16 protein-coding genes and 1 pseudogene are annotated in these 17,317 nt (G+C 72.6%); 9 read left to right on the top strand and 8 right to left on the bottom strand.

The genetic code is table 11. From position 1 onward, the window contains the following. Position 1 precedes the first annotated feature (1 nt). From HY68_RS14990 to HY68_RS14985, 3 genes and pseudogenes are all read left to right on the top strand, one after another. Positions 2-1,591, top strand: coding sequence for a GMC family oxidoreductase N-terminal domain-containing protein (locus HY68_RS14990; RefSeq protein WP_041988998.1), 1,590 nt, complete (start codon positions 2-4; stop codon positions 1,589-1,591). Positions 1,592-1,619: 28 nt separating this feature from the next. Further along, positions 1,620-1,893: pseudogene (locus HY68_RS40735) on the top strand (AraC family transcriptional regulator); the annotation flags it as partial. A gap of 51 nt (positions 1,894-1,944) precedes the next feature. Continuing rightward, positions 1,945-2,856, top strand: coding sequence for a TIGR03619 family F420-dependent LLM class oxidoreductase (locus HY68_RS14985; RefSeq protein WP_041988996.1), 912 nt, complete (start codon positions 1,945-1,947; stop codon positions 2,854-2,856). Positions 2,857-2,899: 43 nt separating this feature from the next. On the opposite strand, the gene HY68_RS14980 is transcribed toward HY68_RS14985, so the two are convergent. From HY68_RS14980 to hutU, 5 genes are read right to left on the bottom strand one after another with little or no spacing between them, the layout of a single operon-like run. Continuing rightward, on the bottom strand, positions 2,900-3,577 hold the full coding sequence (locus HY68_RS14980; protein WP_241778580.1) for a lipoprotein: 678 nt from the start codon (positions 3,575-3,577) through the stop codon (positions 2,900-2,902). 43 nt (positions 3,578-3,620) lie between these two features. Then, positions 3,621-4,856, bottom strand: a complete 1,236-nt coding sequence (gene hutI, locus HY68_RS14975; protein WP_041988992.1) for an imidazolonepropionase — start codon at positions 4,854-4,856, stop codon at positions 3,621-3,623. Between the two features lie 17 nt (positions 4,857-4,873). Continuing rightward, a complete protein-coding gene (locus tag HY68_RS14970; RefSeq protein ID WP_078863614.1) occupies positions 4,874-6,304 on the bottom strand; it encodes a formimidoylglutamate deiminase in 1,431 nt (476 codons plus the stop codon). Continuing rightward, a complete protein-coding gene (locus tag HY68_RS14965) occupies positions 6,301-7,560 on the bottom strand; it encodes an allantoate amidohydrolase (protein ID WP_041988990.1) in 1,260 nt (419 codons plus the stop codon). The genes HY68_RS14970 and HY68_RS14965 overlap by 4 nt, the downstream gene beginning before the upstream one ends. After that, entirely contained in the window at positions 7,557-9,236 is a 1,680-nt protein-coding gene (hutU, locus tag HY68_RS14960) for a urocanate hydratase (RefSeq protein ID WP_041988988.1), read from the bottom strand. Before hutU ends, HY68_RS14965 begins: the two co-directional genes overlap by 4 nt. A gap of 104 nt (positions 9,237-9,340) precedes the next feature. Here hutU and HY68_RS14955 point away from each other — a divergent pair, with 104 nt between their 5' ends. From HY68_RS14955 to HY68_RS14935, 5 genes are all read left to right on the top strand, one after another. Further along, entirely contained in the window at positions 9,341-10,708 is a 1,368-nt protein-coding gene (locus HY68_RS14955; RefSeq protein ID WP_041988986.1) for a diaminopimelate decarboxylase, read from the top strand. A 196-nt stretch (positions 10,709-10,904) separates the two neighbouring features. Further along, positions 10,905-11,327, top strand: a complete 423-nt coding sequence (locus tag HY68_RS14950; RefSeq protein WP_041988983.1) for a hypothetical protein — start codon at positions 10,905-10,907, stop codon at positions 11,325-11,327. An 89-nt stretch (positions 11,328-11,416) separates the two neighbouring features. Further along, positions 11,417-12,160: a hypothetical protein gene (locus HY68_RS14945; protein ID WP_041996112.1), complete on the top strand. Its 744-nt coding sequence runs from the start codon at positions 11,417-11,419 to the stop codon at positions 12,158-12,160. Positions 12,161-12,266: 106 nt separating this feature from the next. After that, positions 12,267-12,701 (top strand): roadblock/LC7 domain-containing protein, encoded by a 435-nt coding sequence (locus HY68_RS14940; RefSeq protein WP_078863934.1) that lies wholly within the window; start codon positions 12,267-12,269, stop codon positions 12,699-12,701. Between the two features lie 120 nt (positions 12,702-12,821). Next, positions 12,822-13,196 carry a hypothetical protein gene (locus tag HY68_RS14935; RefSeq protein WP_041988980.1) on the top strand — a complete coding sequence of 125 codons (375 nt, stop codon included), beginning with the start codon at positions 12,822-12,824 and terminating at the stop codon, positions 13,194-13,196. A gap of 51 nt (positions 13,197-13,247) precedes the next feature. On the opposite strand, the gene HY68_RS14930 is transcribed toward HY68_RS14935, so the two are convergent. From HY68_RS14930 to HY68_RS14920, 3 genes are all read right to left on the bottom strand, one after another. Further along, positions 13,248-13,829 (bottom strand): hypothetical protein, encoded by a 582-nt coding sequence (locus tag HY68_RS14930; RefSeq protein WP_041988979.1) that lies wholly within the window; start codon positions 13,827-13,829, stop codon positions 13,248-13,250. Between the two features lie 123 nt (positions 13,830-13,952). Next, on the bottom strand, positions 13,953-14,792 hold the full coding sequence (locus tag HY68_RS14925) for a MurR/RpiR family transcriptional regulator (RefSeq protein ID WP_041988977.1): 840 nt from the start codon (positions 14,790-14,792) through the stop codon (positions 13,953-13,955). After that, on the bottom strand, positions 14,789-16,321 hold the full coding sequence (locus tag HY68_RS14920; protein WP_041988975.1) for an aromatic amino acid ammonia-lyase: 1,533 nt from the start codon (positions 16,319-16,321) through the stop codon (positions 14,789-14,791). Before HY68_RS14920 ends, HY68_RS14925 begins: the two co-directional genes overlap by 4 nt. A 141-nt stretch (positions 16,322-16,462) precedes the next feature. On the opposite strand from HY68_RS14920, the gene HY68_RS14915 reads away from it, so the two are divergent. Continuing rightward, positions 16,463-17,317 (top strand): ATP-binding cassette domain-containing protein (locus tag HY68_RS14915; RefSeq protein ID WP_078863613.1); only part of this gene is annotated, 855 nt, incomplete at its 3' end.

Genomic DNA, 17,317 nt, shown 5'->3' with positions numbered 1-17,317 from the left:
GATGACGCACGTGGCAACGTCGCTGCCGGCCGAGGCGGACTTCGTGATCGTGGGGGCCGGGGCGGCCGGGTGCGTACTGGCCGCACGGCTGAGCGAGGACCGCGACTGCCGCGTACTGCTGCTGGAGGCAGGCACGACCACCGGCGCGGAACCGGAGGCCCTGATCCCGGGAAACGCCTTCCAGCTCCTCGCCGGACCTCGCTCCTGGGGCGACCTGACCACACCTCAACAGGCCGTCGGCGGACGCCGGGTAGGGCTGCCGCAGGGGCGCGGGCTCGGCGGTGGCAGCAGCATGAACATGATGGCGTGGTTCCACGGGCGTCCGGAGGACTACGACACCTGGCAGGCGCGCGGCGCGACGGGCTGGGGCTGGTCCGACGTACGTCCCGCCCTGCGCGACGTCGAGGACAGTGACCGTGGCGGCGACGAGCGGCACGGCGTGGGCGGCCCGATGTCCATCAGCTCGATCCGGGACGCCGGGCCCCTGCCCCTCACCTTCGTCGCGGCCGGCGTCGAACACGGACTCCCGCTGGTCGACGACTTCAACGGGCCGGCCGGCGAGGGGGTGGGCCTGGTCCAGAGCAACATCCGGGACGGCCGGCGGCACAGCGTGGTGGACGGCTATCTGGCACCGGCAGCAGGCCGGGACAACCTCACCGTCGCCACCGGGCAGCAGGTCACCTCCGTGCTGTGGGACGGCGTGCGGGCCGTCGGCGTGCGGGTGGGAGACACGGAGGTCAGCGCCGGGCGCGGGGTGGTGCTGTGTGCCGGCGCCCTGCGCAGCCCGCAGTTGCTGATGCTCTCCGGAGTCGGCCCCGCCGACCACCTGGGCGGCCTCGGGGTGCCTCTGGTGCGCGATCTGCCGGGGGTGGGTGCCAACTTGCGGGACCACCCGATGGTCACCCCGGTGTGGCCGGTGACCGACGGCAGTCCGCTCTGGAATTCGCTGACCGCGGACGACGTACGCGACTACCAGCTGCTGCGCCGCGGCCCGCTCGCCTCGCTCACCCAGGCGGCGGCCGTGCTGCGCAGCGACGACACGCGCCCGGTGGCCGATCTCCAGTTCACGCTGACACTGCTGGGTATGACCGCGGAGATGACCCTCATGGAGGAGCCGGTCGTCACCTGCGCGATCAGCGTCCTGGACCCGGACAGCCACGGCACCGTACGACTGGCCGGCCCGGATCCGACCCGGGCGCCGCTCGTCGACCCGGGTTACCTCACCGACGAGGGCGACCGCGCCCGCCTGCGCTCCGGCCTCCGCCGAGCCCGCGACCTCTTCCGCACCCCGACCCTGGCGAAGGCCACCGGCGGTGAGCCGCTGACCCCCCAGGACTGGTCGGGCGAGGGCCTCGACGCGTGGATCGACGGCAACGTGGGCAGCGAATGGCACCCGGTCGGCACCTGCCGGATGGGGAACGACCACACGGCGGTGGTCGACCCGGCCACGATGGCGGTGCACGGTACGGAGGGCTTGTACGTCGCCGACGCCTCGGTCATGCCCACCATCACCCGAGGCAACACCCAGGCCCCCACGATCATGATCGCCGAACGAGCGTCAACACGCATCGCACGCGCGACCGTCGCATAGCCGCCGCGTGTACCTCGACCAGACCGCGCTGCCTCCCGGCTGGCTGCGGCTGCTGACCGACGAACGGCTGCGCGCTGCCGTCACCCTGATGCACACCCAGCCGGGCACCGCCTGGCAACTGGAGACCCTGGCGCAGGCTCCTCGCACAGCGCGCCCTCCGGGACGGGAACGACCCCGTGGGCGCGCTGGCGTCCGCCCTGGGTTACGCGTCGGAGAGTGCCTTCAGCACCGCCTTCAAACGCGAGACCGGCGAACCGCCGCTGCGCTACCGGAAACGCGTGCGCGACGAAGCCGCGAGGTAGAGGCTAGGGATCAAGCAGGAGACGAACGGCCAGGCAGGAACGGAGTTCATCGTGCGTATCGGGTTCACGTTGCCGCAGATGGGTGCCCTCGCCCACTTCCCCCGCGACGTCGCGCGCTTCGCGCGGCAGGCGGAGGAGCTGGGCGCTGACAGTCTGTGGGTGGGCGACCGGCTGCTCGCCCCGGTCAGTCCGACGGTCGGGTACGGCGGCGGCAGTACGATCCCGGCGGCCTTCCACGCGCTCCTCGACCCGTTCGCGCTGCTGACGATCGCGGCGACCGCCACCGAGCGGGCACTGCTCGGCACCAACGTCCTGAACGCGCCCTGGTATCCGCCGGCGCTGCTCGCCAGGTCGCTGACCACGATCGATCTGGTCAGTGGCGGCAGGCTGCTGCCGGGCTTCGGCGTCGGCTGGTCGCCCGAGGAGTACGCGGCCGTCGGCGTACCGATGAAGGAGCGCGGGGCGCGGCTGGACGAGTGCCTCGACGCGTTGGACGTCTACTGGTCGGACAACCCCGCCGAGTACCACGGCGCCCACTGGACGATCCCCGCGACGTACGCCGACCTGAAGCCGGTGCAGCGCCCGCGCCCGCCGGTCTACCTGGGCGGTTACTCACCGGCCGCGATGCGCCGCGCAGCCCGGCGGGCCGACGGGTGGCTGCCCGTCGTCCGGCCGGGATCGGCGGCGGGGTGGGCGTTCGACGCGGCGCAGATCAACGTACCGGCGGACGAGGTGCGGCGGCTCACTGCGGAAGAGGGCCGGGACCCCGCCGGCCTCGGCCTGATCCTGCGGGTCTACCCGACGGAGGAGGGCACGGTCGAGCAGGTGGCCGAGGCCATCGCCGGGGCGGAGCGGGAGACCGCCGTCGACCACGCCTTCGTGGACCTCATGGAGATCGCCACCGACATCGACCAGGCGCTCGACATCGTCGGCCGGGTGCTGGAGCTGTCCCGGGGGCGATGACGAGCGCCCGCGTCGCGTACGTACGGGCCTGAGGGCTTACGGGTCAGGCGTCCTGAAGGGTTCGCTTGGCCAGTTCGTACGCCGGGAGCATCGCGTCGTGCTCCGCGGAGTCGAGGCCACCGAGGTGCAGGACGACGACGCCCTTCGGTGTGGCCAGGGCGAGGGCGCGTTCCTTCTTCGGGGCGTCGAGTGCGTCGCTGGTGTTGACGTACACGATCTCCGCCGCATCGAGGCCGTCCACCGTGAGGTCGGTGTAGGTCTCTTGGTCGCGGTGGGCCGCCTCTTCAGCGACGAACGCCTTCAGGTCCGCGCGGACGTCCGCGCTCTTCTCGCTGCCCGTCCAGACGCGCAGGAAGCCGATGTTGCCTGCGGGCTTGGCGTCGATCTCGCAGGTCAGCGTCACCGGACCCTGCGTCAGGGCGCCGAACTCACCGTCCGTGTCGACGGCCTCCGGCTGCCAGCCGGCCGCGAGGTCGAAGGTGACCGGCAGGGCGCACGGCGAGCCGGCGCCACCGACCGAACCGCCCTTCTTCGCGACGGCGCCGGCGCCGGCGTCCGCGCTCCCGGCGCTGTCCGCCTTCTTCGCCGGACTCGCGGCGGAGCCCGCCCGCTTGTCCTTCCCGGGCTCGCCCGAACACCCCGTCACGGCCGTCAGCAGCAGCGCCGCCGGCACCACACCGAAGCCCACGCCCCGTATCAAGCCCCGCATCGCACTGCGCACTTATGGATCCCCACCCGGTGAATGTCGTTGTGCTGTCGCGCAATCATAGGGAGCGCGGCGAGACCCACGCGTCGTACAGCCGCCGGCCGCCGCGCCACACCGTGGAGACCAGCGGGACGCCCGGCCGGTAGGCGAGGTGGACGTGGCTCGGGGCGTCGAGGAGCGTGAGGTCGGCGCGGGCGCCGGGGGTCAGGTGGCCGATGTCGGTGCGGCGCAGGGCCGCAGCGCCGCCCGCCGTCGCCGACCAGACCGCCTCGTCGGGGGTCATGCCCATGTCCCGTACGGCGAGCGCGACGCAGAACGGCATGGACGAGGTGAAGGACGAGCCCGGGTTGCAGTCCGTGGAGAGTGCGACGGTGGCCCCCGCTTCGAGCAGGCGGCGGGCGTCCGGCCAGGTGGCGCGGGTGGAGAACTCCGCGCCGGGGAGCAGCGTCGCGACCGTACGGCTGTGGGCGAGCGCGTCGATGTCCGCGTCCGTGAGGTGGGTGCAGTGGTCGGCCGACGCGGCGTCGAGTTCGACGGCGAGCTGGACGCCGGGGCCGTACGAGAGTTGGTTGGCGTGCACGCGGGGGTGCAGGCCCTTGGCCTTGCCCGCGGTGAGGATCGCCCGGGCCTGGTCGCCGTCGAAGGCGCCCTTCTCGCAGAAGACGTCGATCCAACGGGCGTACGGGGCGCAGGAGTCGAGCATGTCGCCGGTGACGAGTGCGACATAGGCGGCGGGGTCGTCGGTGTGCTCGGGCGGGACGATGTGGGCGCCGAGGTAGGTGACTTCGTCGGTGTGCCGGCCCGCGATGCGCAGGGCGCGGGACTCGTCGGCGACGGTCAGGCCGTACCCGGACTTGGTCTCCTGAGTGGTGGTGCCCTGACGCAGCGCCTCGGCGATGTACCGCGCGACGTTGGCGTCGAGTGCGGCGTCGGACGCGGCGCGGGTGGCGGCGACGGTGGTGCGGATGCCACCGGCCGAGTAGGCGCGGCCCGACATGCGGGCGTTGAACTCCTGGGTGCGGTCGCCGGCGAAGACGAGGTGGGAGTGGGAGTCGACGAAGCCGGGGAGCGCGGCCCTGCCGCCCGCGTCGAAGGCGTTGTCAGTGGCGGGTGCTTTGCTTGACTCACCGACCCAGACGACGCGGTCGCCGTCGAAGACGACCGCCGCGTCCTGGATCAGACCGATGGGGGATCCGTCACCGAGGGAGGGGTCGTTGGTGACCAGGCTTGCGATGTTGGTGATGGCGGTTGTGCCGGTGTTCGGCACAGCCGTGGCCGGGCTCGGCTTGTTCATGTCGGGGGTTCGCTCCTTCAGCCTCGTAGCGCGGCGATCGACTCCGCCAGCGCCCTCGGCACATCGGGTACGAGCGCGTGGGCACCGTCCCGTACGACATGACGGCCGCCGACGACCGTATGGCGCACGTCGGCCGCTGACGCGGCGAATACGGCTGTCTCCGCACCGAGCCGGGGCAGTGGCCCCGCTGTTCTGACGGAGTCCAGCGCGACGGTGACGAGGTCAGCGAGGGCGCCCTGTTCGATACGGCCTGCCTCGGGCCAGCCGAGCGCTTCGTGACCGTTGGCGGTCGCGGCGTTGACCAGGGCCGCCGCCGTCCAGTGGCCTCGGCTGCGGGAGCGCAGGCGCTCGTTGAGTTCGAGGGCGCGGGCCTCCTCGAAGAGGTCGATGACGGCGTGGCTGTCGCTGCCGAGCGAGAGCGGCGAGCCCGCGTGCTGGAGGCGGGCGGCCGGGCCGATGCCGTCGGCCAGGTCGCGTTCGGTGGTGGGGCACATGCAGGTGCCGGTGCGGGTCGACCCCAGCAGGGCGATGTCGTCGTCGGTGAGATGGGTGTTGTGGATGCCCGTGGTGCGGGCGCCGAGTACGCCGTGGTCGGCGAGGAGACGGGTGGGGGTGCAGCCGTGTACGGAGAGACAGGCGTCGTTCTCGGCGGTCTGCTCGGACAGATGGACGTGCAGCGGCGCCTGCCGCTGCCCGGCCCATTCGGCGACGGTGGCCAGCTGTTCGGCGGGCACGGCGCGTACGGAGTGGATGGCCGCGCCGATCCTGGCGTGGTCCGCCCCCTTGAGGGCGGAGGCCCGCTCGGCCCAGGCCGTGGCGGAGCCGTCGGAGAAGCGGATCTGGTGGCGGTCCGGCGGTGCGCCGCCGCGCCGCTCGGTGATGCCGGACGCGAGATAGGCGGTGTCGAGGAGGGTGATGCGGATACCGGCCTCGCCGGCGGCGGCGATCAGGGCCTCGCCCATGGCGTTCGGGTTGTCGTAGGGCGTGCCGTCCGGCGCGTGGTGGAGGTAGTGGAACTCTCCGACGGCCGTGATGCCGGCCAGCGCCATCTCGGCGTACACGGCGCGGGCGAGCGCGTGGTACGTGTCGGGGGTGAGCCGGCCGGCGATGCGGTACATGACGTCGCGCCAGGTCCAGAAGGTGCCGGAGCCGACCTGGGCCGTGGAGCGCAGGGCGCGGTGGAAGGCGTGCGAGTGCGTGTTGGCGAGGCCGGGCAGGGTCAGTCCGCGCAGCGCCGTCGCGCCGGGCGGCGGGGTCTCGACGCCGGTGCGGATCTCGCTGATCCGGCCGTCGGCGACCTCGACCGCGACCCCGGGTTCGACGTGGTTGTCGAGCCAGGCGTGCTCCAGCCAGTAGACGGCGCCGGGCGCGCGCCCGGCTCCCCCGGGCTGTGGCGTCTCCGGTGGCTGTGGCTGCGGTTCGTCCCGTGCCTGCGGTGGCTGTGTCATCCGCACGCCAGTCCTTCCAGTACGTCGGCGAGTGCCAGGACCCCCGCGGCGCAGTCGTCCTCCTCGGCCGATTCGGCCGGGGAGTGCGAGACACCGGTGGGGTTGCGTACGAACAGCATGGCGGTGGGGATCGATCCGGACAAAATACCCGCGTCGTGTCCCGCGCCGGTGGGCAGGACGGGGACGGAACGCGCGTCGGTGCCCAGCAGGCTCGCCAGTTCCTCGCGCAGGGCGTGGTCGAAGTCGACCACGGGGGTGAACGACTCGCGTACGACGCTCAGCTCGATACCGGCGGCCTCGGCGCTCTCCCGGGCGGCGGCCTCGATACCGGCGACGACCATGTCCAGCGAGGCCTGGTCAGCGGCGCGGGAGTCCAGCCAGCCACGGACGAGGGAGGGGATGGCGTTGACGCCGTTGGGTTCGACGGAGACCTTGCCGAAGGTGGCGAGGGCGCCGACGATCGCCGCCTCGCGGCGGGCGGCGAGCACGGTCTCGGCGTAGCTCAGCATCGGGTCGCGGCGGTCGGCGAGGCGGGTGGTGCCCGCGTGGTTGGCCTCGCCCCGGAAGTCGAACCGCCAGCGGCCGTGCGGCCAGATCGCCGAGGCGACCCCGACGGCGTCGCCCGACAGGTCGAGGGCGCGCCCCTGCTCGACGTGCAGCTCGACGAACGCGCCGATGCGGGCCAGCCGTTCGGGGTCCGCTCCGATGGCGGCCGGGTCGTGTCCTGCGGCCTCCATGGCCTGCGGCAGGGTGACGCCGTCGGCGTCGCGCAGGGCGTGCGCCTGGTCGAGGGTGAGCTGCCCGGCGGTCAGGCGTGAGCCGACGCAGGCGAGGCCGAAGCGCGCGCCTTCCTCGTCGCCGAAGTTGGCGATGGCGAGCGGCTTGCTGAACGTCGCTTCCCTGGCGCGCAGTTCGTCCAGGGCCGCGAAGGAGGAGACGACACCGAGCGGGCCGTCGAAGGCGCCGCCTTCGGGTACGGAGTCCAGGTGCGAGCCGGTGACGACGGCGTCACCGGCCAGGGGGTCGCCGAGCCAGGCCCACTGGTTGCCGTTGCGGTCCAGCTCGTAGGCCAGGCCGCGCAGTTCGGCCTGTTCGCGGAACCAGGCGCGGCAGTCGGTGTCGGCCGGGGTCCAGGCGTAGCGGCGGTAGCCGTGCGAGCCGGAGTCCCGGCCGACCGGGGCCAGTTCGCGCCACATCTGCTGGAAGGAGGGCACATTCGGAGAGGGGGTCACGCTCGGGGCGGAGGGCACGCTCATGCCGGGTCCTCCTCGCGCATCGGAACGCGGACGCCGCGCTCGTCGGCGACGCGCTCGGCGATCTCGTACCCGGCGTCGACATGGCGGATGACGCCCATGCCGGGGTCGTTGGTCAGGACGCGGCGGATCTTCTCGCCCGCCAGGGCCGTGCCGTCGGCGACCGTGACCTGTCCCGCGTGGATGGAGCGGCCCATGCCGACCCCGCCGCCGTGGTGGATCGAGACCCAGGAGGCGCCGGACGCCACATTGACCATGGCGTTGAGCAGCGGCCAGTCGGCGATGGCGTCGGAGCCGTCCAGCATGGCTTCGGTCTCGCGGTACGGGGAGGCGACGGAGCCGGCGTCGAGGTGGTCGCGGCCGATGACGACCGGCGCGGCCAGCTCGCCGCTCGCGACCATGTCGTTGAACCGCTCGCCCGCCTTGTCGCGCTCGCCGTAGCCGAGCCAGCAGATCCGGGCCGGCAGGCCCTGGAAGTGGACCCGCTCGCCGGCCATCTTGATCCAGCGGTGCAGGGACTCGTTCTGCGCGGAGTCGCCCGCAGGGAACAGTTCCAGGATCGCCTGGTCCGTCTTGTGGATGTCCGACGCCTCGCCGGACAGGGCGGCCCAGCGGAAGGGGCCCCTGCCCTCGCTGAACAGCGGCCTGATGTAGGCGGGCACAAAGCCGGGGAAGGCGAAGGCGCGCTCGTAACCGGCCAGTTGGGCCTCGCCCCGGATGGAGTTGCCGTAGTCGAAGACCTCGGCGCCCGCGTCCATGAAGCCGACCATCGCCTCCACGTGCCGGGCCATCGACTCGCGGGCCCGCGTGGTGAAGTCGGCGGGCTTCTCCGCCGCGTAAGCGGCCATGTCGTCGAAGTCGACGCCGAGCGGCAGATAGGCGAGCGGGTCGTGCGCCGACGTCTGGTCGGTGACGATGTCGACGGGGGCGCCTTCGGCGAGCATCCGGGGCAGCAGCTCCGCCGCGTTGCCGAGCAGCCCGATGGAGAGCGGCCTGCGGGCGTCGCGTGCCTCGACGGCGAGCTGGAGCGCCTGCTCCAGGCTGTCGGCCCGTACGTCGAGGAAGCGGTGCTCGATCCGGCGCTCGATGGCGCGCGGGTCGCAGTCGATACAGATGACGACGCCGTCGTTCATGGTCACGGCCAGCGGCTGCGCGCCGCCCATGCCGCCGAGCCCCGCGGTGAGGGTGATCGTGCCGGCGAGGGTCCCGCCGAACCGCTTGGCCGCGACGGCCGCGAACGTCTCGTAGGTGCCCTGGAGGATGCCCTGGGTGCCGATGTAGATCCAGGAGCCGGCCGTCATCTGGCCGTACATGGTGAGGCCGAGGGCTTCGAGGCGGCGGAACTCCTCCCAGTTCGCCCAGTCGCCGACCAGGTTCGAGTTGGCGATGAGCACCCGGGGCGCCCACTCGTGAGTCTGCAGCACGCCCACCGGACGGCCGGACTGGACGAGCATCGTCTCGTCCTGCTTCAGCGTGCGCAGCGTACGGACCATCGCGTCGAACGAGCGCCAGTCGCGGGCCGCCTTGCCCGTGCCGCCGTAGACGACGAGCTTGTCGGGGTGTTCGGCGACCTCGGGGTCGAGGTTGTTCTGGAGCATCCGCAGAGCGGCTTCCTGCGGCCATCCCAGGGCGCTCAGTTCCGTACCGCGCGGGGCCCGTACGGGGCGGGGACCTGACATGGCGATGCCTCCTCCAGGATGGAATGTTCAGCTGTTCATTCACATCCTTGCCGCTTGAATAGTTGTAGTCAACAGCGGCCGCGGCCATCAGGGATGATTGAGTCATGCACTCGAACACCGCAGAACCCGCAGCCCACCACGCCACAGCCGCCGCAGCCCGCCGCGACCTGGCCGTGCGCGCCGCGGTCGAACAAGGCCTGATCAACGATGCCGAGCCGGTCGTCGCCCTGCTGGACGTGGCGGGGGTACGCGCGTCGGCCGACGCGCTCCGTACGGCCTTCGCCGACGCGACCGCCGAGGGCACGGCCGTCCTGCACGCCTTCGCCGTGAAGGCGGCCCCGCTCGTGCCCGTACTGCGACTGCTCGACCGGCAGGGCATCGGCGCCGAGGTCGCGAGCCCCGGCGAGCTGGCCCTCGCCCGCGCGGCCGGCGTCCCGCCGCGGCGCACCGTGCTCGACTCCCCCGCCAAGACCCTCGGCGAGCTGCGCGAAGCCCTCGCGCTCGGCATCGCGGTCAACGCCGACAACCCGCAGGAGCTGGCCAGGCTCGACGGTCTCGTCAGTTCGGCCGCCACCCGCTCCCCGCTCGGCCTGCGGGTCAACCCGCAGACCGGCGGCGGCTCCATCGGCGCGCTGTCCACGGCGACCGCGACGTCCAAGTTCGGCGTAGCGCTGCGCGACGAGGGCGCCCGCGCCTGGGTCCTGCGGGCCTTCGCCGAGCGGCCCTGGCTGTCCCGGCTGCACATCCACTCCGGCTCCCAGGGCGTCGCGTTCGCCCGCATGGCGCAGGGCGTGCGCGAGGTGTACGAGCTGGCCGAGGGGATCAACGCGGCGGCGGGCCGCCGGCAGATCGACACCCTCGACATCGGCGGCGGCCTCCCGGTCAACTTCGCCTCCGACGAGGAGACGCCGACCTACGCCGACTACGCCCGGCTGCTGAAGGAGACCGTCCCCGGGCTGTTCGACGGCCGGTACGGGCTCGTCACCGAGTTCGGCCGCTCCCTGCTCGCCAAGCACGGCACCGTCCTCGCCCGCGTCGAGTACACCAAGTCGGCGGGCGGCCGGCCGATCGCCGTCACCCACGCGGGCGCGCAGATCGCCACCCGCACCGTCTACGACCCGGCCTCCTGGCCGCTGCGCATCGCCCCGTACGACGCGAAGGGCCGGCCCAGGACGGGCGCGGCCGTGGCGCAGGACGTCGCGGGCCCCGCCTGCTTCGCCGGCGATCTGCTCGCCGAGAACCGGGAGCTGCCGCTGCTGGCGCAGGGCGATCTCGTGGCGGCCCTCGACACCGGCGCGTACTACTTCTCGAACCACTACGCGTACAACAGCCTTGCCAGGCCCGGTATCTACGGCTTCAGCACGGCGCAGGACGGGTCGGTGCGGTTCGCCACCGTCCGGGCGGCGCAGACGGTCGCCGAGATCGTCGCGGAATCGGGCGGCGCACTGGCGGACGCCCTGCTGACGGACTGACCCCCTCCGGAACAGACCGGGCGCGCCCGGAACACCCCCGGCCTCGGGACATGCGCGGGGCGGACTTTATCTCCTAAGCGCATGTTCCGATGGAAAATGCCACAACTTCCTCTCCCCTTGCGAACGTTGCGTAATCTCGCGGTCACAGCTCCGTACGACTGTGCGCCTGCGCGACCGACTTGGGAGGGGAGTCCGCGTGCCCGGAATCGACGCATGCCTGGAAGAGGCCATGGGCCTGCCGGGGGCGCGCGGAGCGGCCGTCGTCGACTGGACGAGCGGCCTCGCGCTCGGCACCGTGGGGGAATCCCCCAACGGCGACCACGAGGCCACGGCGGCCGAGACGGCCGAACTGGCCAGGGCCGCCGCCGAGTACACCGCGTTCGCGCCGCTCCCCTCGCTCCACCAGCCTGACCGGGGCGCGGCGGCCGACGGCGACAAGGGACCGCCGGTCGAGGACCTGATCGTCACGACCCGCACGGGCTACCACATCCTGTGCTTCGTCGAGACGACGTTCGACAGCAGTGTGTTCCTGCACCTCTGGCTCGACCGGGACACGGGCAATCTCGCCCTGGCCAGGCTGCGGTTGCAGCAGCTCGCCGAACGGATGGTGCTCGGATGACCCCGAACACCGCAAGCCCGAACACCGCAGCCCCGAACACTGCCGCGCCGAACACCTCGACGGCCACGGCAAGTTCCACCGTCTCCCCCATGCTCCTGCGGCTCGCGGACGAGCGGGCCACCGGCGCGCTGCTGCGCGACCACGGCACGCTCTATCTCGTCGACGGACTCGTCGTCCACGCCGAGAGCCCGGCGGCGCCCGGTATCGATGTCCTGCTGACCGCGGGCGGCCGGCTCGCCCGGTCGGGCTGGGAAGAGGCGGTCGACCAGGCGGGCGCCCGCCGCGAGGTCGGCAGATATCTCGTCGACAGCGGCCGGATCGGCGGCGGCGAGCTGGAGATCTGCCATCTCGGCGCGCTCTTCGACGCGGCGTTCTTCGCGCTCGCGCCGGGCAGCGGACCCACCAGGTTCCGCTACGGCGTCGCGCACTGGATGGGTACGGTACGGCCCGTGGCGGCCGCCGCCGTCGAACGCGAGACGCTGCGCCGCCGCGAACTCCTCGACCAGGTCTGGCCGTACGCGGCCGTCGACACCGCGCCGGTCGTGGCGCGCGGCCCCGCCCCCGGACAGCTGGTCACCCGCAGGCAGCGCGCCCTGCTGGAGCTGGCCGACGGGGTGCGGACCCCGGCGGCCATCGCCTGGACGCTGGGCAGGCCGGCCTTCCACACCCTCCTCGACGTACGCAGGCTGGCGGCGGCCGGTCTGGTCGACACTCCCGACGAACCGGTGACCACCTCACCGGGGACGGTTCCCTCCTGGGTCGCGACGCTCTCCGCCGACCCGGACATCGCCCTGTTACGCCGGCTACGCGACGCCCTGGAGGCAAGCCTGTGACCGCCCGCCCCGATGACACGGCGTGTCCCCCCGACCCGGCGAGCCCCAAGGACCCCGCATGCTCCAAGGACCCGGCATGCCCCGCCGAAACAGCAGCGACGCCGTCATGAGGCGCACCCTGCGGCAGCGTGCCGAGAGGAGACAGCTGATGACCGCGGAAGCCGACGTACTCGGCGAACTGAGACGGCTGAGGGCCCGGCTCCCCCAGCTCACCGGCGCACTCGCGGCGAGCGCCGACGGCCTCGTACTCGCCCAGGAGACGGCCGGCACCGAGGCCGAGAGCGTGGCCGCGCTGACCGCGGCGGCCCTGGGCGTCGCGCAGCGGCTGACCGAGACCACGGGACAGGGCGGCTTCCGCGAGCTGCTCGTCCGTGGCGAGCTGGGTTACGTCGCCACGTACGCGGCGGGCTCGACGGCGGTCCTGACGCTCCTGGCCGAGCCACGCATCAATGTGGGCCGGCTCCATCTGGAGGCCCGCAGGTCGAGCGCCCGCATCGGCGAGCTGGTCGACGGCGCCCTCGACCGATTGGAGAACGCCTGACCCATGACTCCTCCCGCCCCACCGACACCCTCCACGCCCTCCCAACCCCCCGCGTCAGCTCCCACCCGAACAGCCCGGCCGTCCCGGGCATCCACCAGACGGAAAGGCAGTGCGACATTCATGGCGAACACAGAAGCCGCCCTCAAGGAAGCCACCACCACCATCGACGGCGCCCTGGGGGCCGCCCTCGTCGACTACACGAGCGGTATGGCGCTCGGCACGGTCGGCGGCGGCAAGGACCTGGATCTGACGGTGGCGGCAGCGGGCAACACGGACGTGGTGCGCGCCAAGGTCCGCACCATGGAGATGCTCGGCCTCAAGGAGGAGATCGAGGACATCCTGATCACCCTCGGCACCCAGTACCACCTGATCCGGCTGCTCAAGGGCCGCGGGAACAACGGCCTGTTCCTCTATCTGGCGCTGGACAAGAGCCGGGCGAACCTGGCGATGGCCCGGCACCAGCTCGGGAAGATCGAGAACGAGCTGGAAGTCTGAACAGCTCCAACGGCCAGGGCCTCACCAGCCACGGCCTCGGTGGCTACGGCCTCACCGGCCGGCGCGGCGCCGTGCCCCACCGGGCACGGCGTCGCCGGCGCCGACCCCCGTCGTCCGGTACCCCTTGACCTGCTTGCCGACCGGGCGCCCCGACCCGGCCCAGTCGGTACGTACCCACAGCAGCGCGTCGTCGCGGCGCTCCAGCCGGCCCAGCCAGGCCGCCTTGAGCCACAGCCCGACACCGGCGCCCGCCAGCATCCCGCCACCGGCTCCGGGGACGGCAAGGGCGCTCGCCAGCGCGGCGACGAACCCGCCGGCCAGCCACCACCGATGGGCCTTGCGCCAGTTCCGCAGGGTCACGGCCCGGTCCTGGAGGTAGTCGAACTTCCCCGCTCGCGAGGCCCGTCCGGCCCAGGCGGTGTACTTGCCGCGTCTGATCAGCAGCACGGCGCCCGCGCACACCACGAACAGCGCGGCGCCCGCGTACACCCCGACCCTGCGGCCGGTCAGACCCGGGACCAGCAGCCCCAGCCCGGCCGCCGCCACCCCCAGCCACCACAGGGGAGCCGCGCCCGCCCGTACGATCACCGCCACCCGCACCAGCGACTGCCCGCCGCGTCCCGCCCGCCCCACGATCTGTCTCCTCCGCCTCGACGTCCCGACGTGGCGGGGAGATTAATAGCGCTCTCTGAACTTTCTCTGAGCATTCTCTGAGAGCGGCATCAGCCGAGCGGGCGCCATCAGTCAGCGGCGGCGTCAGTCGACGAACAGTCCGCGCGCCGCCGCCCCCGCGTCGAACTCCTCCAACCGCGCCTGCGCCTGCGGCAGGTCGTCGCACATCGCCTCCAGCAGCACCCGCCCCAGCAGCATCGGCGCGCACGCCGTGTCGAAGGCGAGGCCGGTGCCGACGGCCGCCGGGATCAGCAGATCGCTGTGGCCGGCCACGGGCGCGAACGCCGAGTCGGCGACGGTGATCACCGTCAGCCCCGTCGAGCGCGCGTACGCCAGCGCCTCCACGACCTCCCGCGGGTGGCGCGGCAGGGCGAAGCAGAGCAGCGCGCTCGCGCCGGCCCGTCTGGCGGCGTCGATCCGGTCGGTCAGCATCGTGCCGCCCTCGTCCAGCAGCCGTACGTCGGGGTGGACCTTGGCGGCGAAGTACGCGAAGCCGCGCGCCTGTGAGGACGCGGCGCGCAGGCCGAGGACCGGCAGCGCGGCGGAGGCGGCGAGCAGCCGTCCCGCCCGCTCCACCAAAGCAGGGTCGGCGAGCAGTTCGGCGAGCCTGCGCAGATTCTCGATCTCGCCCTGCACGGCCTGCTGGTACTCGTTGTACGTGGCCTCCCGGTCGGCGGCGGGCCCGGCCGGTACGACCTCCCGGAGGTGGCGGCGGAGCGCGGGATAGCCGTCGAAGCCGAGCGCGACGGCGAACCGGGTGACGGAGGGCTGGCTGACCCCGGCGAGGTCGGCCAGTTCGACGCTCGAAAGGAACGGCACCTCGGCGGCCCTGCGCACCATGCTGTGCGCGATGCGCCGCTGGGTGGGGGTGAGCCGGTGGCCCTCGAAGAGCTGTTGCAGTCGGGCGGCCGAGCTGTCGCTCATGCGATCCACCTGGTCTTCTCATCCGTCGTCAGCTGGGGGAACTGGTCGAGCAGCGCCGCGGCGCGGGTGACGTCGTCGGTCAGCGGCCGGTCGGCGAGCGTGTCGTCGAGTACGGCTTCGGCCAGCGCGAAGGCCCTGCCGACCGGCAGCGATTCGGCGGGGCGCAGGTCGCGCATCCGCAGGGCCCGTACGGCGGCGACGAGTTCGCAGCCGACGACGAGCCGGTACGCGTGAGTGGCCCGCAGGGTCTGCCGCGCGGCCAGCGAGGCGAAGCTGGCCTGCTCCTCCACGCCCCGGGACAGTACGGCATGGCCGAGCGAGGCGGGCGCCGAGTAGGCGCGCAGGTCGCCGAGGGCCGCGCCGGCCGCGTACTCCAGGATCATCACGCCGGACCCGGCCGGTTCAGGGTCGGCGAGGAAGGGCCGCAGCCGGGTGAAGGCGGGTTCGTTCAGCGCGGAGAGCCGGGAGGTGGAGAGCCGGGCGATCTGCACCAGTGAGAGTCTGAAGTGGTCGAGCGCGAGGGCGAGTTGGGCGAGGTAGAAGCCGCCGTGGTGGTAGGCGGCCGGGATCGGGTCGCGCTCGGTCCCGGCCATGATCAGCGGGTTCTCGGCCGCCGCGTTGATCTCGACGGCCAGCACGTCCTCCAGCGCGTCGGCCGCGTCGCGCGCCGGGCCGTGGATCTGCGGGACGCAGCGGAAGCCGTACGGGTCCTGGATCCGGCCGAGCGGCGGTCCCGGCCGGTCGGGGGCGCCGAGGATGCGGCGCATGTCCGCGGCGACGGCGTACGAACCGGGGTGCGGGCGCGCGGCGTGCACGGGCTCCGCGTACGCCTCGTACGAGCCGTCGACGGCCAGCAGCGAGAGCGCGGCGACGAGTTCGGTGGCGGCGACCAGCTTGCTCAACTCGGCGAGCGCGAGGGCGGACTGACCGAGCGTCAGGGCGTTGCTGCTGATGAGGGCGAGCGCGTCGTTGTTGTCGAGGGGCTGGGCCTGCGGGGCGGGGCCGCCCTGCCAGGGGTGTTCGCCGACGAGCGCGAGGCCCAGTTGGGCGAGGGCGGCGATGTCACCGGTGCCGACGGAGCCGAATTCGTTGACGAGCGGATAGGCGCCGCTCTCCATGGCCTCGCACAGCGCGGTGACGACGGTGGGCCGCAGCCCGGCGCCGCCGGCGAGGAGCTGGTTGGCGCGGACGGCGAGCATCGCGCGGACCTCGCGGGCGGGCAGCTGTTCGCCGATGGCGCCGGCGTGGCTGCGCAGCAGTCGCAGTCCGTGGTCGGCCGCCGCTCCGGTGGGTACGGATTCGGTGCGGTTGGCGCCGACGCCGGTGGAGCGTCCGTACACCCGGCCGGACGCCGCGAGCTCACGTGCGGCATGCCAGCTCCGTTCGACACGCTTCATGGCGGCGGAGCCGGGTACGGGTCGGGCTGCGCCCTCTGCGAGGCGTACGACATCGGCGACCGGGAGGCTCTGTCCGTCCAGCACGACCACGGCTGCGGTACCGGCCGATGTGTCCGTCAGGTGGGACGACATATAGGTGAATACCTCCTTCTGCGGACAGTGCGTCTTGCCCTTCGGCCGATCGTCATCAGCCTTTTACCTCGGGGCATTGACAATCTATTCAGTCACCCAGAACTCTGCATGACCATATGCAAACCCGGCAAGGGACGAGTGATGATCAAATTCGACGCGGTGAACAAACGGTTCCCGGGCGGCACCACGGCGGTTCACGACCTCACCCTGGACATGCCGGACGGCGAGGTCACGGTGCTGGTCGGCTCCTCCGGCTGCGGCAAGACGACGACCCTGCGCATGATCAACCGAATGGTGGACCCGACGTCCGGCACCATCACGCTCGGCGGTAAGGACGTGCTGCGCCAGGACGCCGCCGAACTGCGGCGCGGCATCGGCTACGTCATCCAGCAGTCGGGGCTCTTCCCGCACCGCACGGTCCTCGACAACATCGCGACCGTGCCGCTGCTGCTGGGCTGGGGCCGCAAGAAGTCCCGCGCCCGCGCCGCCGAGCTGCTGGAGCGGGTCGGTCTCACGGCCGATTCGGGCAAGCGCTACCCGCACCAGCTCTCCGGCGGTCAGCAGCAGCGCGTCGGCGTGGCCAGGGCGCTCGCCGCCGACCCGCCGGTGCTGCTGATGGACGAGCCGTTCGGCGCCGTCGACCCCGTGGTGCGCACCCAGCTCCAGGACGAGCTGCTGCGGCTGCAGAAGGACCTGCACAAGACGATCGTCTTCGTCACCCACGACATCGACGAGGCGGTACGGCTCGGTGACCGGATAGCCGTCTTCCGCACCGGCGGCCACATGGTGCAGTGCGCCGAACCCGCCGAACTGCTGGCGAGCCCGGCGGACGAGTTCGTCGCCGGCTTCCTCGGCGCCGAACGCGAGCTGAAGCTGCTCTCGCTCGTCACCCTCGACGGCGTACCGCAGCAGCGCGCCACGACCGTACGGGCCGACGAGCCCGCGCCGCTGCCCGGCACCGGACCGCATCTGGTCATATCGGCGGCCGGCGAGCCG

The sequence above is a fragment of the Streptomyces sp. AcH 505 genome, from assembly GCF_000818175.1.
In the GTDB taxonomy this organism is placed as follows: Bacteria; Actinomycetota; Actinomycetes; order Streptomycetales; family Streptomycetaceae; genus Streptomyces.
This window is presented reverse-complemented; position numbering and strand designations above follow the sequence as displayed.